This window comes from Polynucleobacter alcilacus (genome assembly GCF_018881545.1).
Lineage (GTDB): Bacteria > Pseudomonadota > Gammaproteobacteria > Burkholderiales > Burkholderiaceae > Polynucleobacter > Polynucleobacter alcilacus.
The window spans coordinates 1,558,426-1,579,716 of record NZ_JACVQD010000001.1 but is presented as its reverse complement, the minus strand read 5'-3'; the positions used below and the strand labels follow the sequence as shown (position 1 = coordinate 1,579,716).

The window sequence follows — 21,291 nt, the reverse complement described above, 5'->3', positions numbered from 1 at the left end:
AAAGCACTTTAAAGCTATCTTGGTTTTTATTTCTTGATATCTGGCTGATAGTCCCTTACCAGAGAGCGCAACACCGTCTTAACTTGATTTGCATCTTGGCCGATAGCAAGTTTTAATACCCCCAACTGCTCCTCTAGCTCAGCCAAGAATAAAAACTCTTCATGCGCCTTCAAAATTCGGGGGTGTGTAGTTGCAACTGGGTTATCCCCTATGAGCAACTCTTCATAGAGCTTCTCTCCAGGGCGCAAACCAGTGATAGCAATTTCTATATCCCCTGCAGGATTATCTTCATCAAGGACTTCCAGGCCAGATAGTTCAATCATATGCCGCGCCAAATCGATAATTTTTACCGACTCTCCCATGTCAAGCACAAAAACATCACCACCGCTAGCCATTGCACTAGCTTGCAAGACAAGTTGAGCCGCTTCAGGGATAGTCATGAAATAGCGGGTTACCTCAGGATGAGTCAACGTGATTGGACCACCATCACGAATTTGCTGCCTGAATAACGGCACTACAGAGCCAGAGGAATCCAACACATTACCAAAGCGAACCATAGAGAAAATTGTTCGGGCACTTTGCTGCTTATCTTCACCATCAAAGCTTATTGCCTGCAAAATCATTTCTGCTATACGCTTTGTCGCCCCCATCACATTCGTTGGTCGAACCGCCTTGTCTGTACTGATGAAAACAAAATAAGGCACACCCAATTTCTCAGCAAGCTTGGCACAAACTAATGTTCCAAAAACATTGTTCTCAATTCCTTCGGCAATATTTTCCTCAACCAATGGCACATGCTTATATGCAGCAGCATGAAAGACAATGTGGGGTTTCCAGGTTACGAATATTTGTTCAATTAAGTCGCTATTTCTGACTGATGCCAAGATAGAAATAACCTGAGTAGCCAAGCCTGGCTGACTTTCCAATTGTTTTTGAAGGTCCTGCTGTATGGCGTACAGGGCAAACTCGTTCTGCTCAACTAATACTAGGGTTGTGGGGTGGCATTTCAATGCTTGACGACACAACTCACTACCAATCGATCCTCCGGCACCCGTTACCAAAACTACTTTGTTTTCAATATTCTTTGCCAACAAATTCATATCCGGGGCAACAGGCTCCCTACCCAATAAGTCCTCAATATCTAAGTCACGCAGATCGGCCGTCTTTACCTTGCCCGAAGCTAATTCAGTAATGCTGGGCAAGGTTTGAACAGAAACCTTGGATTGAGAGATCCGCTTTAAAATTTGATTTCTATTTTTTCTACCAAGCGATGGTAAAGCCAGCAATACATCGCTAATGGCCAATGTTGTTACTAAATTGGGTAAGTCATTTGGGTTATAGATAGGAATATTATTTAGAACCCGACCTTGTAAACTTGGATCATCATCCAAGAATCCCACAACTCGCATTTGTCTGCTATTTCTTAATGCAGCAGATAATTCTCTTCCAGCTGATCCAGCGCCATAGATCAATACGCGGGGTAAGGAGCCAATCCGTAATTGCTGGCGATAAGAGTCACCCAGCCAATGACTTGCAACTACTCTCGAAATGCCAATGGCAATCATTAGCAAGATGGGCTGGATTAATCCGAGAGTTCGCGGCACCCCCTGAAAACCCATTGCAGCGATAAAAATCGCATAGAAAAAACCATATAAAGCCACAGCCTTTAGAGCTGCTAATAAAGTTGGCCAGCCAGAGTGACGAAAAATTACTCGGTACAACCCGCTGACAGCAAAGATGGGTAAGGCTAAGGCAAGCGAAGATAAAACAGCAACCATAGGCTCACCACGCAATGAAACCCAATAGCCCATACGCAAATAGTAGGCAAGCCAAATTGTAAAAATACATAAAAATGCATCTACACCAAAAACAATAATTCTCTTAAGTGGCCTTGGCATACCCAAGATTGGCATGATGAATTGATTAAACACTATAGGGTGCCTTGGCTAAATTGATTAATGGGATACCCCATCCCACCGAATGACTTTTAAAAAGGTTAACCACATTATATAAATATCAAATGGCGTTGACTGTCTATTGAGGTACTCTTGGTCATAGCCCACTTTTTCCGATAAACCCAGCTCATCTCTGCCATTCACTTGCGCCCACCCAGTAAGGCCAGGCTTAAGTAGATCTATACCCAATGCTGAACGCATCTCTATTAAATCGGTCTGATTAAATAATGCAGGTCTAGGCCCTACAAAACTCATCGTACCAACCAAGATACACCACAATTGCGGTAATTCATCCAAGCTCGTTTTACGCAGAAATCCACCTAAAACTGTGAGGTGCGAACTAGGGTCATGCAGTAAATGGGTTGCCAATGCAGGGGTATTCGCTCTCATCGAACGAAATTTTGGCATCTGGAATGTTTCATTATTTTTACCAATACGATTAGACCAATAAAGAACAGGCCTACCGGAAGTGATCAGAACACAAAGTCCAACTAAGAGAATTGGTAAAGCAAAAACAACTATTGCAAACACCGTAAGCACCAAGTCAACAACACGTTTGAGCAACTGACGATGTAATTGCTTTCTTGTTTTTACTTTTCGATAAAAATCTAGCCAAGCCTGGGTAACAAGAATGCTAGAAAATTTTTCCTGTGCATGAATTTGGGCCTGCACTCCCAGACGAATTCGGGCGGATTTGTCGGTAAGCATAAACAACATGGCTTTATATAATTCCTCCACACTGCCTACAGAGCAAAGTAATCCAGTCTGCTGATTATTCACTGCATCAATGACACCAGGAATACGATAGGCAATAGCTGGCACTCGACACGCGGCGGCTTCAATAATGACTGAGCCAAAACCCTCGCGGTAACTTGGCAAAACCAGTACGTCAGCTGCTGTCATATATCGCTCAGGCGAAAAAGTAGGACCCATCCAAACAATATTAGGACTGCCTAAATCTGTGTTTTGGCTAACCTGAGCTTCGATCCCCTCCTCATCTGGGCCCACTATCCATAATGCGACCTTGCCCGACTCTTGATCAATTTTTTTAAAAGCCTGAAGTAAATCCAAGATGCCTTTATCTTTGCATAAACGTCCAACAAACAAGTAAACACAAGTATCTTCATTAGTACCATACTCACTGCGTAACTGATGACGTACCTGAGAGTCACTTTTAAATCGCGCCAGATTCACGCCAGATATCGAACCTGAGCCCAATATAGAAATCCCATTTTGCTTATCAACTGATTGCTCTACTAAATAGCTAATTTGAGAAGGGCTATCTGCAAAGGTCTGGCTACTAGCCAAAACAATTAGGCGATCAATTTTTTTAAAGAAGGCTCTACGTAATCCTTCGTAATTTGCCCAAACTTGTCCCGTAAAGGTGTGGAAACGATTTGGCGTACCAGAAGCTAGAGCTGCGATCATGGCCAATAAACCCGCCTTAGGTGTAATACTATGAATAGCATCGAATCGATTTTTGATGAAAACCCAATAAAGAATCCAAAAAGCTTTTATATCAGCAAATAAAGAGATCTTGCGCTCTAAAGGAACATCAATTATTCGAATCTTATATGTTGCCAAAGCGGGAGAGCAATCATAAAGACTCAAGTTCATGCAAAGTGTTACTTCATGTTCTTTGGATAGCTCTCTCAAATGATCCAATAGGAATCCATTGACTGTAAATGGAGTGGCAACAACAAAACAAATGGAGCTCATAAAGCATCTCCATAGCCTTCAATCACCAAACTCATTATTAAAAACATTAAGCCTTACTCCTTCTAAGGCCTACTAAAGCCTGACGGCGCAAATGTTTTACATATGCCATGGCAATATAAAAAGAGTAACTCCAAAAGGAAAGCTGACCTGCCGACCATAGCTTACGATAAGTATCCTTAACGCCCAAAAAGGACTCCTCAAGGTTGGCATTAAGCCCAGCCGAGCCAAAGTCAGCCTTATAAGAGAATGCAAGAGGAGCATTAATCAGGAAGATGGGTTCACCAGTTAAGGCAATTTGTAACCAAAGCAAATAGTCTTCTGCCTGGCGCTTACCTTTAAAGAATCGTTCAGTTACTTCCGCCTTTAACATCACCGATCGCGTTGGTAAGCAATTGCTCAACAATAAAGAGTTTAGGCTGATTTTTTGAATACTTATATTGTCAGCAACCGGAAGATCACCTTCTTTCAGCAATACCTTACTTAAATGGCCAGAGAGTACAGCCTCTGGATGAGATTTCATCCAGCCATACTGAATTTCTATTTTTTTAGGATGCCAACTGTCATCTGCATCTAAAAACGCAATATAGGGCTGAGTTGCAACACGCCATCCCAAATTTCGCGAGCTGCCAGGCCCATCGTTCTCCTCCATCTCCAGCACCACAATCTTGATTTCATTCTGATATTGGTCTTGAATTTTCTTTAGCTTTGCAACTGTCAAACCCTCATCATTACTGCAATCGTCCACTAGAATGATTTCTGCTGGTAGTAAGGTTTGCGACAAGATAGACTCCACTGCGCGCCCAATAGTGGAGGCACAGCAAAAGCAAGGGATGATTACTGAAACGGGGGCCCTAGACTTCATCATTGCAAATCATTCAAAGAAAGGGAAGTATCCCTTACCCGATTCAACACCTGAGTAATTTCATTGATGAATTTAGCTCTTACATTACTAGAGGTAAATTCTTCTTTTAATACTACAGGCTGGGGGCCCAGATTAGCTGCTGTCATAATCGCATCTGCAATTGCCTGAGAATCATGGGGATTAAAGTAAACTGGGTAATCACCTGCAACCTCTCGCAAAACTGCAAGGTCAGAGCAAGCTAACGGAGTACCGCATCCCATGGCCTCCAAACATACTCTGCCAAATCCCTCGCTAAACGTAGGATAGATCACAGCATCCACCGAGCTGTAAGCTAAACGTAAATCAGCTTGCGATAAACGACCCAGAAAAAGAATCTTGCCAGATTCAACCAACTCCTTTGGTATAGATCCTAGGAATTGTTCGCTAGGCTCTCCAGTAATCAATAGAGTAAATTGACTTTCCCGACTCCAGATAATTCCTAAAGCAGCTATTAATCCCGAAATATTCTTACGATATTCAATGCCGCCGGGATATAACAAGAGCTTCTCATTTCCACTGGGATCTATTTTTTCTCGCCAAGTCCTTGTTGCATCCGAGGATGGCTTAGTCTCTAGAAAAATCTCATCCAAAGCGTTAGGGATCACGGAAATTTTTTCAGCAGAAACTCCCAGCACTTTAATGAGCTGCAAGCGAGTGGTGTTTGAGACGGTTATGACATGGCTAGCATGGGCCAAATTAACCCGCATCATATATAAGTAATAATTTCTGAGATGGCTGGGATATAGATGCCCCACCTCAATAAAGCAAAGATCATGAATAGTGATAGCGTAAGGAACATTTGGAGGCATACGCACATCAAAATAAGGAGAAAAAATAAAATCTGGCTTTATTTTTTTAATGGCCTTGGGAAAAATCCAATTGTCATAGACGGGATGACGCAATTGCCTAGGGATGCCAAGAGGCCATCGACAGTCCACCATCTGGGCCCCAGCAATGTCGACTTTCTTTAGACCCTCACCGCGAGGAGTTATCAATGAAAAATGATCCTCTGGTGAACTTGCAATCCATGCGGGTAAAAATTCAGATACCCAGTGAGATATACCACCACCGTATAGTGCTAAATTTTTGGCGTCTATTGCAATCTTCATTTTATTTTCAAGATACCAATCTTCAGCGGCGGAAGAAGTCTTGCTCCCCATGCTATCAATAGATATAAAAAGCCGTATGCCAGCGCCATCAGAAATAAGCCTATCAAACCAAGAGACTCAATATAGATTGATTCCCCAAGGAATCCCCATAAAATCATCATAAAAGTTAAGGATATGATAAATCTACCGATCCACCAGAAATCACTTAAATAGTTTGAAAAATGCAATTTAATTACCCGTCCAAATACCAAGGCGGAGACAATACAACCAATAATATTTGCTACTAACCAATGATGTATTGCTAAATTAATACTCTCGATTTGATAAGCCAACTTTAATGTGATTGCCCCACTGATCGCAATCGATAAACCAACGAACATGATGGCCTTAGAGGATCTCAAGGAGATTAAGACTCTTCCGAGCAGTGTAATGATTGCTATTGGAAGTGCAGTGAAAATCGTGGCCTGGAGCATTTCAGCAGTTTTTAGTGCTGCATCCTGATTAAATGCCCCTCGAACAAAAATAATGCTCACAATCGGACTTGCGCAAAGATAGGCAAAACTGCAAACACCTCCAAGTGCTATCAAACTAATTTTGATGGCCAAAGCAACTTCTTTATATAGGCTATTAAGGTCATCCTGTTGAACATATGCCATAAATCGAGGCCAAAATACGCTAGCAAGTGATCCAGCAAGAATAGCAATGACCACATTAGTCAGACTTACCCCATACTGAAAAGAAGAAATAATGCCGGTGCCAAAGTCAGCAAATACTGCTTTTTCATACAGCAAATAAAGTTGTGTAGCTAATGCACTGATCAAAAGAGTACAACATAAGTAAAAGAAGCCTTGGCCTAAATCTCTTGGCCAGCTAGGCTTGAAAACAATGTGCATCTTTAGGAAAACAACGACCAACACGAGCGACATTACTAATTGGCCAAAGAGGAAGCTGATGGACAAGGCATTAATTCCAATCCAGCCGCTAAAAATGCCAATACACATTAAAGAAGTACTTGCCGCTAAAATCCTCGAGACCATCTGAAAAATGACCTTATGGAAAGAAGTTAGAAGAGCGCCTAAGGTTTCGCTAATGGCAAGCAAGAGAATTCCTGGAGCCAACCAGTGAAGTTGCCACATCACTAAGTCTTCAATCGCGCTGGATGAAGTACCGCCCAACATAAGGATGCTAAGACTTGAACCAAATAACCAAGCAACAATTACACCTACCGCAGCGACTATAAGTACTAGGGACATCCCCTGTGAAAAGTAGGCGGATGCTTTACGGGGATCGGATTGCCCATGTTGATGCACACCTGGCACCAAGGCCTCCTTTAAAGAGGCTAAAGGAAATGCCAGTAAATTCATTAAAGCAAAAGCAACCCAATAAGAGTCTAATTCGGCTGAAGTACCAAAAAAATACGAAATAATAATTTGGCTAGCAAAGCTTAAAACAAAGCCAGCTATCGATAGTAATGTGGTCCAGCCAATCTTTTTTTTCAGAGAATTCAAAGCGGGAATATATTCATGATTTACGAAGAGCCTATCGAAGCGCTAATTTTGAATTTTTATGGGCCCGGATCAAAAACTGGCAAACCTCCAGATCGGGGCTCATCATCCGAAATGGCGCAGTAACAATTCTTCGAAAAATAGAGTATTTATCCCGGTTGTATCCCCAACACTCAATATCCAGCCCAGCCTCATTAAATAACTTTTCGATCTCAGATCTTGTAAAAAATCGAAGGTGGGTCTTATCCAATAAACCCCCGTCAGGAAGGTAGGTCCATTCCCCACGAATGATTAGCTTCAGCAAAAGATTGAGATTGCGGACATTTGGGATGCTAGCAATAATAGTTCCATGCGTATTTAAGCGAGCCGCATAGTGGGCTAGCGTTCCCCATGGATCTACTAGGTGCTCCAAAACATCTGAAAAAATAATGCAATCAAACCCAGGCACATCCTCCGGAATTCTCACTTCCTCAACACTCCCAATCCAATGTTGATGATATAAATTTTCTAAATAAGGAGTGGCCTCTGGATTGAGCTCAATACCGTATAGCTGGGCCTTATGGGTTTTGGCTAGTAATCGACCAATCCCTCCATAACCACAGCCAATATCCAGTACAGATCGAGCATATAAGGGAACAAGACTAGCCACATCATGACGTTCTCCGCCGTAATACACAGAATCAACTTTTGGTATTTCGCTCATATGATCTTTTTATTATTATGGAAAAATGTTTTGCCATTTTTTTCTAAAATAGGCCGTATTGCGCTCATGGAGTGTAAGGGTGTCAATTGTTTTACCCAAATACCGAATATCAACCTTATAAGCGCTAACTCCATGATGATGAAAGTGCTTAATAGGCGCCTGAGTATCAACAACACACCTTAATCCAGCAGCTCGAATGCGGTAACTCATATCAATTTCTTCGCATCCTGCTGGAGAATAATTTACATCAAAACCCCCTAGATCATGGAATGTTGATGAGCGCATTAAAAAACAGAAGCCTAATACCGCATCAACATCAATTGGCTTATCACCTTCTGCATATTCATAGTGAGCGCAATCCTGCCAAAAAGAGCCTGATGGGCCAATTTCACCAATCTTAGGATCAGCCAATAACTGCTCATATAGACTTTCAAGAGCCCCGACGCCGATAGAGACATCATCGTTTAGATAACAAAGTACTTTGGAGTCAGCTAATTGAGCACCCATATTCCAAGAACGTGCAACGCCCACATTTTCACTATTGATGCAATAACGAGTTACTTGTGGGTGAGACATCACAAATTGCTTTAATTCAGGATCATCTCCATTGCACACGATGATAATTTCATGGGGTATGCGTACATTCTTTTCGATATCTGCCAAGGTATCTTTAATTGTTTGTCGTGGCATAAAAAATCGCTTGGGATTAATTGGGCGCGATAAATTAAGAACCGGAATAATGATGCTAATGAGAGGGGTTTCGTTTGCGATATTCATGTTGATTAATTACCTCATAAAATCTGAATAGAAATTTTCTGGCAACGTATCTTTTTGCAGATGCGCAGAAAATGAATTTAAAGGCACCCCCAATGTTCGCCTTGGACTAAGCAAAGCATGCATTCTTGATAATAATTGGGCGGCAAAAATGGTTTTTGCAGTTCTTAAGGAAAATTCTTTTGGCCCCGTTAAATAAATCCATGCATGAAAATCTCTTGGAGTGTTAAAGCCTGTATTTACCAGCTTCCAAATCCATGAATCCATGCGCATGGTTCTAGCATGAACTCCAAAAGTCATAGTAGTAGAGTTGGTGGTTCTCCAAATAGTGCTGGCGCCTCTAAAGATTTGGGTTACCTCTGATAGAGGTCCTTTGGATACAAGTGGGTTAGTGTTGGGAGAATTAATACCATACTTATCGGGATGATCGTACAAAGTAACGTAGTTAAAATGCTTTAATCCCTCCTCTAGAGCCTGGGCAGAGCCTGCTCTATGCAAATAGTCATCCTCAACAAAATAAATTAAATCATCATCCGCCAAAGAGGGGAGCTCGTTATTTAACAAATATTTAAAAGACCCACAATTACCCAAGCTAGTACGCACCAATTTATAGAAATTTTTCTTTTCTAAAATCTCGTAAATCAGATCATCGCAATTATCGGCAACACAGATCATCCTGTAATCAGGAAAATAGTCTAAGAGATTATCCAAACAATCCATCTTAGAAAACCCATCAAGCCTAGGCTTGTCATTTGATTTGCTGGTAATTCGATAGAAAAGGTATTTATTCATAGGTTATGTTCTGAATATCGAGCAAAGATATCTCTGCGCTATTACTCAGTTACCAGCTTTGGTGAGACAGTTTTAATTGAAGTATCAGCAATCAAGCCACCTGCCAAGCAAATCCAAAAGATAAGCGCTGAAAAAGTAACTGTAGCCGATACTTCAGTGGTGCACCATAAAAGTAAATTGGCTAACAAAGGCCAAAATGCCAGCAGGGATCCGCACTCCCCTCTGAGGAGATATGAATTTTTAATTGCTAGCAATAGCGCCCCAAGGATCAAGAAAAATCCAGGAAAACCAATTGCCAAAATAATATCCAACCAACCGCTATGGCTATGGGAAAGGCTAGAGCCCACATCTGGCCAGCGAACTTTTGCTAATTTTGCAAATGAATCCTCCACTAGGCCATAGCCCATAGGATTTTCAATCGCTAACTTGATACCAGCATATGCCCACGCAGCCCTTTGATAATTAGTTGCAGAAACCATTACTCCGTTTTCATTTAAAGGAAAGTTATATTTAATTTCATCCTTCCAATTCGGATATTTTTCTATTTGCAGCCCAATCTTAGTATCAGAAACTAGTGTTCCCCAAGAATCATTCTTATTCACATTTACAATAATTCCTAAAATGAGAATTGCAAATGCAATCAAAATTCCAGCAATTTTTTTCCACGTTAGCCTTGAAAGATGTCTTACGCAAAAAATCATCCCGAAAATAATAAATAACAATGCTGCATACACCATGCCATTCTTAATATTTTGAGCTGCAAATAAGAACAGTGTTCCGCTGATAATTAAAATCTGGGCAACAAGATTTAACAAATCCTTTAAACGCCAAGAGCCTTCAATATCGGACAGCCGAATTAAAGAACCCAGAGCAACTGAAAATGCGGGCAGGCAGAAAGCTACATAGTCTGTTTTGGGAACATAAAATGGTCGGGAGGAGTCATAAACTTGCATCGCAGCAGGTATATCCAGACCATAAGCATGGCCGGACCAGGTAAGCGCGTATTTGACGAGGTAAATGATGAAAGGCGCACATAAACCAAAATAGATTGCGTACCAATAATGAGTCGATTGAGCACGCGTTAACGATAGCCCCAAACCAGTAGCCATCACTGCTCCCAGCGCAGAGTACTTCCAAATACGAAAATACTCAATGTATTGGAGCGAAAAGTTTGACCCAATGAATACCAGATGAAAAGTAGCCCATATAAACAAGGCAATAATCAACCAAATTGGTATTGCAGCTTTTTGAAGAAGTGATTTTCTGTATTTATAAATAGAATAGGTGCCGAATAGAGATCCCACTACTAAGGCAGTATTCCGAAAACCTACAATTTCAGGCAATATCCAAACCGCATACAGCACTACAAAAGCCATACATTGCACCCATGTCACCCAACTAGGAATTTTGGATTCCATTTGAGCAGACTGAGTAATGGATCCTGTCATTAGTCGGATTTATTTAGATTGGGTTTTCTGAAAATCCGCATAAGCCAAAGCAAGGCCTTTATCTAAATGAAACTTTGCCCGCCAACCCAAGCGATTTAATCGACTAGAATCCATCCACTTCCGCGGTGAACCATCTGGCTTAGTCGGATCAAAGCTGATATTGCCTTGATAGTCGGTTGCTTTTGCTACAGCATGGGCTAGCTCATTAATGGTGACATCACTACCAAAACCCACATTAATATGACTTTGCATTGGCTCTGTTTGACTATCGTAAGTTTCTTTATCTAACTGCATCACAAATACTGAGGCGGCAGCCATGTCATCAACATACAAAAACTCTCTTTTTGGTGTTCCTGTCCCCCAAATAACTACTTCAGGACTGTTAGCCACCTTCGCCTCATGGAATCGCCTAATCAAAGCTGGAATCACATGACTGTTCTCTGGGTGATAGTTATCACCAGGGCCATAGAGATTGGTTGGCATTACTGAGCGGTAGTCAATGCCATGGGATTGGCCATACTGGCGGTTATAGCTTTCACACATCTTGATGCCAGCAATTTTGGCAATGGCATAAGGCTCATTGGTGGGTTCTAACTTGCCGGTCAGAAGTGCATCTTCACTCATGGGTTGTGGCGCTAATTGAGGATAAATACAGCTTGACCCTAAAAATAACAATTTTTTGACACGACCTATAAAAGCTTGATGGATCACATTGTTTTGCACCATCAAGTTGTCGTAAATAAATTCGGCTGGGTAGGTATTGTTGGCATGGATACCCCCTACTTTTGCAGCAGCCAAATAGACCTGATCAGGCTTTTCAGTTTCAAAGAATGTTTTAACAGCCTGTTGATTTGTCAGATCTAATTCTGCATAAGTACGAGTCACAATATTGGTGTAGCCCTGAGCCTGAAGATTTCGGACAATAGCAGACCCCACCATGCCTCGATGACCAGCAACATAAATCTTTTGAGTTAAATCATGACTCACTAGGATAGTTTTTCTTTTTTATCTGCTATTTAATAATGACTAATTCTCTTTACCAACCGCAACACTAAAGCCATGCTTACTTAATAAAGCGTGTTGCTTAGCTTGATCTAGGTCGTTAGCCACCATCTCCACAATCATTTGATCAAGGGTGATTTCAGGAACCCAACCCAGTTTCTCTTTGGCTTTAGTGGGATCACCCAAGAGCGTCTCCACTTCTGTTGGCCGGTAGTAGCGCGGATCAATTTGGACAATCACATCACCCACTTTGAGTGCCGGGGCCTTATCCCCATCAATAGCTGCAACAATCGCTTTTTCATTTTCAGCAATCCCTTCGAATTTGAGGGTGATGCCTAATTGAGCTGCACTACGGGTAATAAATTCACGAACGGTAAACTGCACGCCAGTAGCAATCACATAATCTTCTGGCTTGTCTTGTTGCAACATCAACCATTGCATGCGGACATAGTCTTTAGCATGACCCCAGTCACGCAAAGCATCGATATTACCCATGTATAAGCACTGCTCTAAACCTTGAGCGATATTGGCTAAGCCACGCGTCACTTTTCTGGTAACGAAGGTCTCACCACGTCGTTTGGATTCATGATTAAAGAGGATACCGTTACAAGCATAGATGCCATAAGCTTCACGATAGTTCACAGTAATCCAATAGGCATACATCTTGGCTACTGCATAAGGACTTCTGGGGTAAAAGGGTGTCGTTTCTTTTTGGGGAATTTCCTGCACCAAACCATAAAGCTCAGAAGTAGAGGCTTGGTAAAAGCGGGTTTTCTTTTCTAAACTCAGAATACGAATCGCTTCCAGCATTCTGAGCGGACCCATTGCATCAACGTCTGCGGTGTACTCTGGGGATTCAAAAGAAACGGCTACGTGCGACTGCGCGCCCAGGTTATAAATCTCGTCAGGCTGGCACTCTTGAATAATGCGTACCAAGTTACTGGTATCGGTTAAATCGCCGTAATGCAGGATGAGATCACGATGGTTTACATGGGGATCTTGGTAGAGATGATCAATACGATCGGTATTAAAAGAAGAGGCACGGCGTTTGATGCCATGAACAATGTAACCCTTTTCCAATAAGAACTCGGCAAGGTAAGAGCCATCTTGACCGGTGATACCGGTGATGAGGGCGACTTTTTGGTTTTTCATTTCTTTATTCATAGGTATTTTATTTTTATAAACGTATTTTTTATAAACTTTCTACTTAACTTCGCCCATAGGTATCTTCAAAACGCACAATATCATCCTCACCCAAATAACTACCCGATTGCACTTCAATAATTTCGAGTGGCGTTTTTCCTGGATTAGCTAAACGGTGAGTTTGTCCTTGAGGTATGTAGGTACTTTGATTTTCAGTCAGGGTAATGACTTGATCGCCATTAGTAATCTCAGCAACCCCTTTGACCACAATCCAATGCTCAGCGCGATGATGATGCATTTGTAAAGATAAGCTGGCACCTGGTTTAACCTGAATGCGCTTGACTTTAAAGCGCTCGCCTTCATCCACGCTGTCATACCAGCCCCAAGGTCTAGCTACCTTGCGATGCAGGTTTTTTTCTTCGCGCTTTTGAGACTCTAATTGATTAACAATATGTTTAACGTCTTGACTATTTTTTCTGTCAGCGACCATCACTGCATCTGCAGTCTCAATAATGATGAGGTTTTCGACACCTACGGCACTAACTAAACGACTACTTGCATGCACTAATGAGTTTTTAGAATTGGAGAGCAAGGTATCGCCACTAGTCACGTTCCCATCTTCATCTTGTTTACCGACTTGCCATACTGCATCCCAGGCACCGAGGTCATTCCACCCAGCATCTAACTCCACCATCTTGATGGGAAATGGTGATTGTGGGCACTTTTCAATCACGGCATAGTCAATGGATTCACTGGGAATAGCCTTAAATTCTTCCTTACCTGGACGTATAAACCCAACACCATCAGCACTGTCTTCAGTCTTTGCCTGCCACGCCTTTTGCGAAGCCTCAAAAATATCCCCTCGAAACTCTTTTAGAGCGGCCAGCCAAGTACTTGCTCTGAGCACAAACATGCCGCTATTCCAAAGGTAACTGCCTTCTGCCAGGTAGTCTTGGGCTGTTTTACCATCAGGCTTTTCGACAAAGCGATCCACTACATAGGCGTTGTTCTGATCTTTTACACCTGAGCGCTGAATGTAGCCATAGCCAGTTTCAGGGGCGGTTGGCGTGATACCTAAAATTGCAATGGAATTAGGGCTTCCCTCAACTGTCTGTATGCAATCTTGTAAGGCTTGTGTAAATGCGCTTTGATTTTGAATCGTTTGGTCAGCAGGTGTAATCACTAAAATTGGATCTTGGTCCTTAGCTAATTGCTGGGCGCAAAAAGCAGCCATACTTAATGCAGGCGCAGTATTGCGCCCAATAGGTTCAAGCAAGAGAGTGGCACTCAGACTCTTGACCTCGCTCTTAGAGTCACTCTGGGACTCACTCTTTAATTCACGCAGTTGATCTAGCACTAAGAAACGATGGTCTTCATTAGTTACTACCAACGTATTCCCGAGTGTGATCTTGGAATTGGCTACCGAGTGAATTCTCTTTACCGCTTGCTGAAAAAGACTTTCGGAAGATCCATCGCCTGACAAAACCAAAAATTGTTTTGGGAAACCTGAGCGAGACAGGGGCCAAAGGCGTGTTCCTGAACCACCACAAAGAATCACGGGAATTACTAATGCCATCAAAGTTCCAAAGCAATTTAGATGCTTTTATCCATTTAAACGCTGATATTAATGGATTTACCCTCTCTTTAGCAAAGTATTAAGATACCTTTCAGCAGTCCTCAAGCGCACAATAGAGCTGTATTTCAAACAATTATTCACGGAGCTAAAATATGAGCAATATCCCTAAAATCAAATTGCGCAATTCCTTAACCGAATGCGGTCAGTCTATCCGCAAGGAAAACGCTGGCAAATATCAAAACTATGCGATTAAAGACTGCATCGTTTCGATTGCTGCAACCAAGATCAAATAAGCAGTAGCCTCCCCTGCTTATCTTGGAGGCTGATTGGGGTATGGCTTACCAGTCAAATTGCTGTAAGCCGCCCCAGCCAAGATCAACAAGACTGAATCAACCATGACCGGGAAAAAAGCATAGCGGTAGCTAGCGATATGTCCCAAAACGGCAATAAGCGCCACTGCGGCCGCAGGCGGATGCAAACAGCGCAAGATAAACATCCCCAAAATAGATAGCGCAGCTGCTGTGGGCACTGCTATTAGCGGCTCGCCAATCAGATGAAAACAGCTCACCCCAACTAAGGCTGAGAGGGTGTTTCCAGCAACCACGGCCCAGGGCTGGGCCATGGGACTACCCGGCAAGGCAAAGACTAGAAGTGCACTCGCACCCAATGACGCCATCAGCCATTCATCAATACCACTTCGCTCACCAAGGAACTTAGCGGTAGTGATCACTAACATTAAACCTATAAATGCCCCTAGAACTGTACGCATTCTTTCTAGCCAACCCACGGGGGGCTGATCACCGCCTAAATAAAAGGCACACCGCTTCAGAAACTGCTTGGATGACTGATTCATGAGGATATCTAATTAGTTTTAATCAATTAATAATCTATTCTTGGTTGTTTTTAGCTATCAAGACAATACAAAAATACGATTATTCAAATAGGGTAATTTGTCCATAATAAGCTCGTGGTGATGCATCGGCTTTGATGTATTCACCCTATTCCAAATAACTAGTTTTAGGAGTCCCAAAATGGCTAAATCTGTAAAAGGTTCAAAGACCGAGCAGTCTTTGAAAGAAGCATTTGCTGGCGAATCACAAGCAAACCGTCGTTACCTGTATTTCGCGAACCAAGCTGATATTGCTGGTGCCAATGATGTTGCAGCAGTATTCCGCTCAACCGCTGAAGGCGAAACTGGCCACGCACATGGTCACATGGAGTATTTGATCGAAGGCGGTGCAGGCGAGCCAGGTACTGGCATGCCAGCAAAGACTGTTGCTGAAGCATTGCAAGCGGCTATCGCAGGCGAAACCCATGAGTACACCGATATGTACCCAGGTATGGCTAAGACAGCCCGCGATGAAGGCTTTGATGAAATCGCTGACTGGTTTGAAACATTGGCAAAGGCTGAACGTAGCCACGCTAATAAGTTTACTAAGACCTTAGAAGCACACTTGGCAAACGTTTAATATTTTTACTTTGTAATTTGCTTGTGTTGTACCCAATAAAAAAGACTGCCAAGGCAGTCTTTTTTATTTACCGAAGTCACTCGGTGAAGAAGTCATTCGTATCTTGAATTAAGCCTTCTTAGCGTAAGCAGAGCACCAGCCTTTGCCATGCACTTGTTTACCAGCAAACAAAGCGCATCCACCAGCAGCAGAGCCTGCTGCACCTTGATACAAAGCGCAGTTATCACATACTTGTCCAGCAGCGTACTTAGGGTATTTCGCTTTGTCTACTGCAGTGGCATTGGCTTTGTAACCTAAAGCAGAAGCTTGTGGGTCAGTTTCTGCAACCATTGCTTGAGCTTGAACTTTACCGTTCAAGGCTAAGGTGCAAGCACCAGCAGCAGACAAAATCATAAATTGGCGACGACTATTTTTCATGGGTTCTCCAAAAAAATAAAACAGTAAACGATGTGCAAGCCATCTGCACTCCTAAATCCAAAAGACATCATAGTGGAGAAGAATTTGATGTGCTTGCGAGTGCGTAAGCCAATGATTTATATAGAAATATAGTTGAGAACTATTCTCATGCAAGCAAAGGGCCGGTAACACCGGCAATCTCAACCTGTCAATCGAGCTCATCAGCTACCTTGTGATAAGCAGTCCATTGATCTAAGGGTTCACAAAGCAAATTTGAGCTTCTTCAATTTTTATAATTACCCCTAATTACAATACCCAATTTTCCAGCGCTAGATTTGGAACTCTTTTGAACTCTCGCAAATTGTTGGTCACCAGAATCAAGCCCTGGCCAATAGCATGGGCTGCAATATGAATATCATTCTCACCAATGATTTTCCCCTTCTTCTCCAGGGCTGCTTTAATTTGACCATAATGTTGCGATGCTTTGACGTTATAAGGAAGCACCTCAAGATGACTGATGAACTCTTCAATCGCTTCTAAATTTTTATCCACGTTTGCACTTTTTTCTGCGCCGTAAATTAACTCAGATAAGGTAATACTAGAAATCGCCATGCGACTGGCATTCGTATTAAAAATTTCCAGCACTTCCTTAGGTCTGCGCTTGAGTACATAAATGACAATGTTGGTATCAAGTAAATACTTGAGCATTACAAGCTTTCCCTCTCAACTGGTTTTTGTTCTCCTCGCTCATTCATAAAGTCATCAGATACCGCTGGACCATTTAAGAAAAAGTTGTCCCACGTATTTTCAATCGGTGTAATGATGCGTTCGCGACCACGAATACGCACAATCACCTTTTTCACTTCATCAGGCAAACGCGCCTCAGCAGGCATTCTGACTGCCTGGCTTCGATTGTTGGTAAACACCGTTGTAATCGCTATTGTCATCACTTACTCCCATGTATATAGCATAAGTATATAGCATGTCACATAATGTCGGCATATATTTATAAAAACGGACAATTCGTACCAAAATAACACCCGATACACGTGCTTAGCGTTCTACTTAGCGCCCTTACTTCCAACCCTTTATTTCCAAACAAGTAATACGTCGCTTGAGGTAAACACCATCAGGAGTCTCGGGATAGGATTGAGCGCAATCCTTGAGGTCAGCTTTGTAATTTGCTGGTGTATTTTTTGCAGGATCCGGATGCGTAGTCGGAAATCCTCCACATGCCGAAAGAATTGATGTCATTAAGCCAAGAACAAATACTCTTGCCGTACTTGCAGAAATCATTTTCTGAGTGCCAATATCCGCGATCAATCTAGCGCTTCTCAAGCAAAGATAAAAACTCGCGACGTAGATTAGGATCTTTTAGAAAGGCGCCGCGCATTACGCTATTGACCATCTTCGAATCCCGATCCTTAACACCGCGCCACTGCATACAGAAGTGATCTGCATCCATCACGATGGCAACACCAATGGGTTTAATTTTCTTCTCGAGCATATCCGCTAATTCCACTACGGCCTCTTCCTGAATTTGCGGTCTGCACATGACCCACTCCGTTAAACGCGAGTACTTGGATAAACCAATTAATGCCGACTCTTTATTTGGCAATACCCCAATCCAGATACGACCCATGATGGGGCATAGATGATGGGAGCATGCGCTTCGAATGGTGATGGGACCAACAATCATGAGCTCATTTAAGCGACTGACATTGGGGAATTTGGTCAAAGTAGGCTGCACTACATAACGGCCATTAAAGACCTCTTGCACAAACATCTTGGCCACACGTTGACTGGTATTTTTGGTGTTGTGATCGCTCTTTGTATCAATCACGAGGCTCTCAAGCACTGCTTGCATTTTTTCAGCTACTTCATTTACTAAGCCCTCCAACTCTCCAGGCCTAATAAATTGAGCAATATTGTCATTTGCATGAAAGCGTGCCTTTTGGGCCTCGATGCGCCTTCGAATTACGACAGATAAAGGTAAGCCAGCACCTTCTTTTTTACTTACTGTCTTAGTTACTGCCTTAGTTGCTGCCTTAGTTGCTGCCTTAGTTGCTGTCTTAGCTGGTACCTTAGTTGCCGTTTTGGCTGTTGTTTTAGCAGTTGTTTTACTGACTGCTTTAGTGGCCACTTTTTTTGTTGGTATTTTCTTCAAGGGTAATTTTTTGGTCGGCATGGGAAATGAATTATCTCGGGTTATTTTTTATTGCTATTGATGATAAATGCTGACTAGATTAAATCTGGAAAAAGAGGGTGACTACACAAACTAAACCTAGCAACCAGACGATTGATCTCGCTGTTGGCCAATTAGCAAGGTAGCAGACTAAATAGGCAATGCGCGCCGCTACAAATCCCAAGGCTAGCAAATCGATTCTCGCTTGTGGGGCATTGGCAATCTGGGCGATGATGACTACCGCAAAGAAAAGAGGTAGGGATTCAAATAAGTTGGCTTGCGCTGCATTGGCCCTCGCCCTAAAGCCCGTTTGTTTGGCTAGCCATTGCCTGGGCATGCTGTTGTCATAATCCTCGAAACCTTTTTTGGCAATTCCAGCAGCTACATACGGAAATAGCCCCATAAAGAGAAGGCATGCATAAGCAATAGTCATAGTCGGTAGCTTTTAAGGGGTTTAGTTACTACGTAGTTTTTTAGAACCGATACGACTTTCGGTGCCATTCATCAAATTGCCAATATTGCTGCGGTGGCGCCAAATCAGCAAAAGACAAACGATCAGTAATGCAATGCCCATCGGCTGAAAGCCAAACAAGAAAACAAAATAGATCGGGCCAAATATGGCTGCTGCTAAGGCAGCCAAGGAGGAGTAACGCATAAACGTAGCAACGATGATCCAGGTAGCCAATGTAGCCATACCTAAAATGACATTCACACCAAACAATATCCCGCAGGCAGTAGCAACGCCTTTGCCCCCTTTGAATCTATGAAACACCGGAAATACATGTCCTAAAAATACTGCGATGACAACACCACATAAAACCCAAGAGCTCATGGTAGAGCTTAATGATTGGTCACCCAGCATGATACGAGCAAGCATCACCGCAAAATATCCCTTCAGTGCATCACCAATTAAGGTCAAGACAGCTGCCAATTTATTACCAGTACGCAATACGTTGGTCGCACCTGGATTGCCTGAACCATAGGTATGGGGATCCGGTAAGCGCATGCATTTGCTAACTACTACCGCAAAAGAGACAGAACCAATCAAATAGGCAAGCGGAATCAGTAAAAGGTCGAGGGTGAAAGTCATAACGCTATCTTAAACACTTATTGAGTTTTCATGAGCCACGGGGATGGTGCTGCTGATGAATCGATTTCAGGCGCTCTCTCGCCACATGGGTATAAATTTGTGTTGTAGATATATCAGCATGACCCAAAAGTAGTTGCACCACTCTTAAATCAGCGCCGTGATTGAGTAAATGGGTCGCAAAGGCATGTCGTAAGGTATGCGGGGATAAGGCCACGGGAATATTGGCAATGGTGGCATAGCGCTTAATTAAAGCCCAAAATGCCTGCCGCGTAAGCCCGGTACCCGTATGACGACCAACGAACACCGCATCCGTCGTATTACCCTCTAGTAATGGGGTGCGAGCATCCGCTAAATATCGTCTTAACCATTGCCCTGCTTCACCACCAAACGGCACCAAGCGTTCTTTACCACCCTTACCGTTCACTACCCGAACTACACCTTCATTCAAACCTAAGGCTACTGTTTTTAAAGAAACAATTTCTGAAACACGTAGACCACTGGCATACATCAGTTCAAGCATCGTGCGATCCCGCAGACCCAAAGGCGTATCAATATCGGGAGCATTGAGTAAAGCCGTTACTTGGTCCTCACTTAAGGTCTTTGGAAATCGTAATGCTTGTTTAGCGGCGCGCAAACCAATACAAGGATCACTTCTGACTAAATTAATACGCAGTGCATGACGATAGAAACGTTTAAATACTGTCAGGCGGCGATTAGCAGTAGTGGCTTTGTCTGCACGACGATGGGCAATATAAGCAGTGAGGTCTTTTTCCGTCACGCCGTAGAGGTCAGCGCCGGAGTTCTTAAAGAGCCATTGGGCTAGGAGCAATAAATCTCTGCGGTAGGCTGCAAGGCTATTTTGTGCCAGCCCATCTTCTAGCCAGCAAGCATCACAGAAGCGCTCAATGGCCTCTTGGCTTGCTAGTGCTATTTCAGGGGCAACATCAGTCACGGAAATTATTAAAGCCCAATGGAGCTTCGGTGACTTCCTTGCGCAAGAGCGTCATGACTTCCTGCAAATCATCGCGCTTAGCCCCGGTCACGCGCACTGCATCACCCTGAATACTGGCCTGCACTTTGATTTTGCTGTCTTTAATAATGCGCACTACTTTTTTTGAAAGATCTGAAGTGATACCCTTCTGAATCTTCATGGTTTGCTTGCGCTTATCACTACCAATCGTTTCTGTTTTGTCATCCTTCAGATAACGCACATCCACATTGCGTTTAGCCATCTTGCCAATCAATACATCGCGTACTTGACCCAATTTAAAGTCATCATCGCCATATAAAATGAGTGCCTCATCTTTTTGCTCAACGCGACTATCTGAACCCTTAAAGTCAAAGCGGTTGCTAATTTCTTTATTAGACTGTTCGATGGCATTTTTGAGCTCCACCATATCAGGCTCGCAAACTACGTCAAATGTGGGCATATCTACTCCTTGTTGATATTCTGATCATCTTCTCTGTTTACTGCACCAGCTGATGAATGCGGTATTTTCAAGCCATTCTTACAGAAAGACTGTC

General features: G+C 42.8%; 24 protein-coding genes. 2 read left to right on the top strand and 22 right to left on the bottom strand.

The genetic code is table 11. The features are described from left to right. Positions 1-26: 26 nt before the first annotated feature. From ICN45_RS08160 to ICN45_RS08105, 12 genes are read right to left on the bottom strand one after another with little or no spacing between them, the layout of a single operon-like run. Positions 27-1,931, bottom strand: coding sequence for a polysaccharide biosynthesis protein (locus ICN45_RS08160; RefSeq protein WP_369411469.1), 1,905 nt, complete (start codon positions 1,929-1,931; stop codon positions 27-29). 24 nt (positions 1,932-1,955) lie between these two features. Then, positions 1,956-3,674 carry a sugar transferase gene (locus ICN45_RS10520; protein ID WP_216175171.1) on the bottom strand — a complete coding sequence of 573 codons (1,719 nt, stop codon included), beginning with the start codon at positions 3,672-3,674 and terminating at the stop codon, positions 1,956-1,958. Between the two features lie 46 nt (positions 3,675-3,720). Next, complete coding sequence (locus ICN45_RS08150) at positions 3,721-4,539, bottom strand: glycosyltransferase family 2 protein (RefSeq protein ID WP_216175170.1); 819 nt, start codon at positions 4,537-4,539, stop codon at positions 3,721-3,723. Then, the gene (locus ICN45_RS08145; protein WP_216175169.1) at positions 4,536-5,684 is read right to left on the bottom strand and encodes a glycosyltransferase family 4 protein; all 1,149 of its coding nucleotides are present in this window, start codon (positions 5,682-5,684) and stop codon (positions 4,536-4,538) included. The genes ICN45_RS08150 and ICN45_RS08145 overlap by 4 nt, the downstream gene beginning before the upstream one ends. After that, a complete protein-coding gene (locus ICN45_RS08140) occupies positions 5,681-7,192 on the bottom strand; it encodes a lipid II flippase MurJ (protein WP_216175168.1) in 1,512 nt (503 codons plus the stop codon). Before ICN45_RS08140 ends, ICN45_RS08145 begins: the two co-directional genes overlap by 4 nt. 31 nt (positions 7,193-7,223) lie before the next feature. Then, positions 7,224-7,892, bottom strand: coding sequence for a class I SAM-dependent methyltransferase (locus ICN45_RS08135; RefSeq protein WP_216175167.1), 669 nt, complete (start codon positions 7,890-7,892; stop codon positions 7,224-7,226). Positions 7,893-7,907: 15 nt separating this feature from the next. Beyond that, on the bottom strand, positions 7,908-8,669 hold the full coding sequence (locus tag ICN45_RS08130) for a glycosyltransferase family 2 protein (RefSeq protein WP_216175166.1): 762 nt from the start codon (positions 8,667-8,669) through the stop codon (positions 7,908-7,910). Between the two features lie 9 nt (positions 8,670-8,678). After that, complete coding sequence (locus tag ICN45_RS08125) at positions 8,679-9,458, bottom strand: hypothetical protein (protein ID WP_216175165.1); 780 nt, start codon at positions 9,456-9,458, stop codon at positions 8,679-8,681. Between the two features lie 41 nt (positions 9,459-9,499). Then, entirely contained in the window at positions 9,500-10,906 is a 1,407-nt protein-coding gene (locus ICN45_RS08120) for an O-antigen ligase family protein (protein ID WP_216175164.1), read from the bottom strand. A 9-nt stretch (positions 10,907-10,915) separates the two neighbouring features. Next, entirely contained in the window at positions 10,916-11,893 is a 978-nt protein-coding gene (gene fcl / locus ICN45_RS08115; protein ID WP_216175163.1) for a GDP-L-fucose synthase, read from the bottom strand. A gap of 39 nt (positions 11,894-11,932) precedes the next feature. Beyond that, positions 11,933-13,060 (bottom strand): GDP-mannose 4,6-dehydratase, encoded by a 1,128-nt coding sequence (gmd, locus tag ICN45_RS08110; RefSeq protein ID WP_216175162.1) that lies wholly within the window; start codon positions 13,058-13,060, stop codon positions 11,933-11,935. Between the two features lie 55 nt (positions 13,061-13,115). Further along, entirely contained in the window at positions 13,116-14,627 is a 1,512-nt protein-coding gene (locus ICN45_RS08105) for a mannose-1-phosphate guanylyltransferase/mannose-6-phosphate isomerase (protein ID WP_216175161.1), read from the bottom strand. A gap of 152 nt (positions 14,628-14,779) precedes the next feature. On the opposite strand from ICN45_RS08105, the gene ICN45_RS08100 reads away from it, so the two are divergent. Next, positions 14,780-14,920: a hypothetical protein gene (locus ICN45_RS08100; protein ID WP_216175160.1), complete on the top strand. Its 141-nt coding sequence runs from the start codon at positions 14,780-14,782 to the stop codon at positions 14,918-14,920. A gap of 17 nt (positions 14,921-14,937) precedes the next feature. Here ICN45_RS08100 and ICN45_RS08095 read toward each other — a convergent pair whose 3' ends face one another. Beyond that, on the bottom strand, positions 14,938-15,480 hold the full coding sequence (locus ICN45_RS08095) for an HPP family protein (RefSeq protein ID WP_216175159.1): 543 nt from the start codon (positions 15,478-15,480) through the stop codon (positions 14,938-14,940). A gap of 178 nt (positions 15,481-15,658) precedes the next feature. Between ICN45_RS08095 and ICN45_RS08090 the strand changes: the two genes are divergently transcribed. Further along, on the top strand, positions 15,659-16,096 hold the full coding sequence (locus tag ICN45_RS08090; protein ID WP_216175158.1) for a rubrerythrin family protein: 438 nt from the start codon (positions 15,659-15,661) through the stop codon (positions 16,094-16,096). A 108-nt stretch (positions 16,097-16,204) separates the two neighbouring features. Here ICN45_RS08090 and ICN45_RS08085 read toward each other — a convergent pair whose 3' ends face one another. The 9 genes from ICN45_RS08085 to ICN45_RS08045 form a co-directional block, all read right to left on the bottom strand. Then, a complete protein-coding gene (locus tag ICN45_RS08085) occupies positions 16,205-16,513 on the bottom strand; it encodes a high-potential iron-sulfur protein (RefSeq protein WP_216175157.1) in 309 nt (102 codons plus the stop codon). 285 nt (positions 16,514-16,798) lie between these two features. Then, entirely contained in the window at positions 16,799-17,200 is a 402-nt protein-coding gene (gene vapC, locus ICN45_RS08080) for a type II toxin-antitoxin system tRNA(fMet)-specific endonuclease VapC (RefSeq protein WP_216175156.1), read from the bottom strand. Beyond that, positions 17,200-17,439, bottom strand: a complete 240-nt coding sequence (vapB, locus tag ICN45_RS08075) for a type II toxin-antitoxin system VapB family antitoxin (protein WP_216861722.1) — start codon at positions 17,437-17,439, stop codon at positions 17,200-17,202. The genes vapC and vapB overlap by 1 nt, the downstream gene beginning before the upstream one ends. Before the next feature lie 127 nt (positions 17,440-17,566). Next, a complete protein-coding gene (locus ICN45_RS08070; RefSeq protein ID WP_216175155.1) occupies positions 17,567-17,815 on the bottom strand; it encodes a hypothetical protein in 249 nt (82 codons plus the stop codon). A 1-nt stretch (position 17,816) separates the two neighbouring features. Further along, a complete protein-coding gene (gene folE, locus ICN45_RS08065; protein WP_255531125.1) occupies positions 17,817-18,680 on the bottom strand; it encodes a GTP cyclohydrolase I in 864 nt (287 codons plus the stop codon). 58 nt (positions 18,681-18,738) lie between these two features. Further along, positions 18,739-19,110 (bottom strand): MAPEG family protein, encoded by a 372-nt coding sequence (locus tag ICN45_RS08060; protein WP_216175154.1) that lies wholly within the window; start codon positions 19,108-19,110, stop codon positions 18,739-18,741. 21 nt (positions 19,111-19,131) lie between these two features. Next, positions 19,132-19,767 (bottom strand): glycerol-3-phosphate 1-O-acyltransferase PlsY, encoded by a 636-nt coding sequence (gene plsY / locus ICN45_RS08055; RefSeq protein WP_216175153.1) that lies wholly within the window; start codon positions 19,765-19,767, stop codon positions 19,132-19,134. A 28-nt stretch (positions 19,768-19,795) separates the two neighbouring features. After that, positions 19,796-20,719 carry a site-specific tyrosine recombinase XerD gene (xerD, locus tag ICN45_RS08050; RefSeq protein WP_216175152.1) on the bottom strand — a complete coding sequence of 308 codons (924 nt, stop codon included), beginning with the start codon at positions 20,717-20,719 and terminating at the stop codon, positions 19,796-19,798. Next, entirely contained in the window at positions 20,712-21,197 is a 486-nt protein-coding gene (locus ICN45_RS08045; RefSeq protein WP_216175151.1) for a YajQ family cyclic di-GMP-binding protein, read from the bottom strand. The genes xerD and ICN45_RS08045 overlap by 8 nt, the downstream gene beginning before the upstream one ends. Positions 21,198-21,291: the final 94 nt, after the last annotated feature.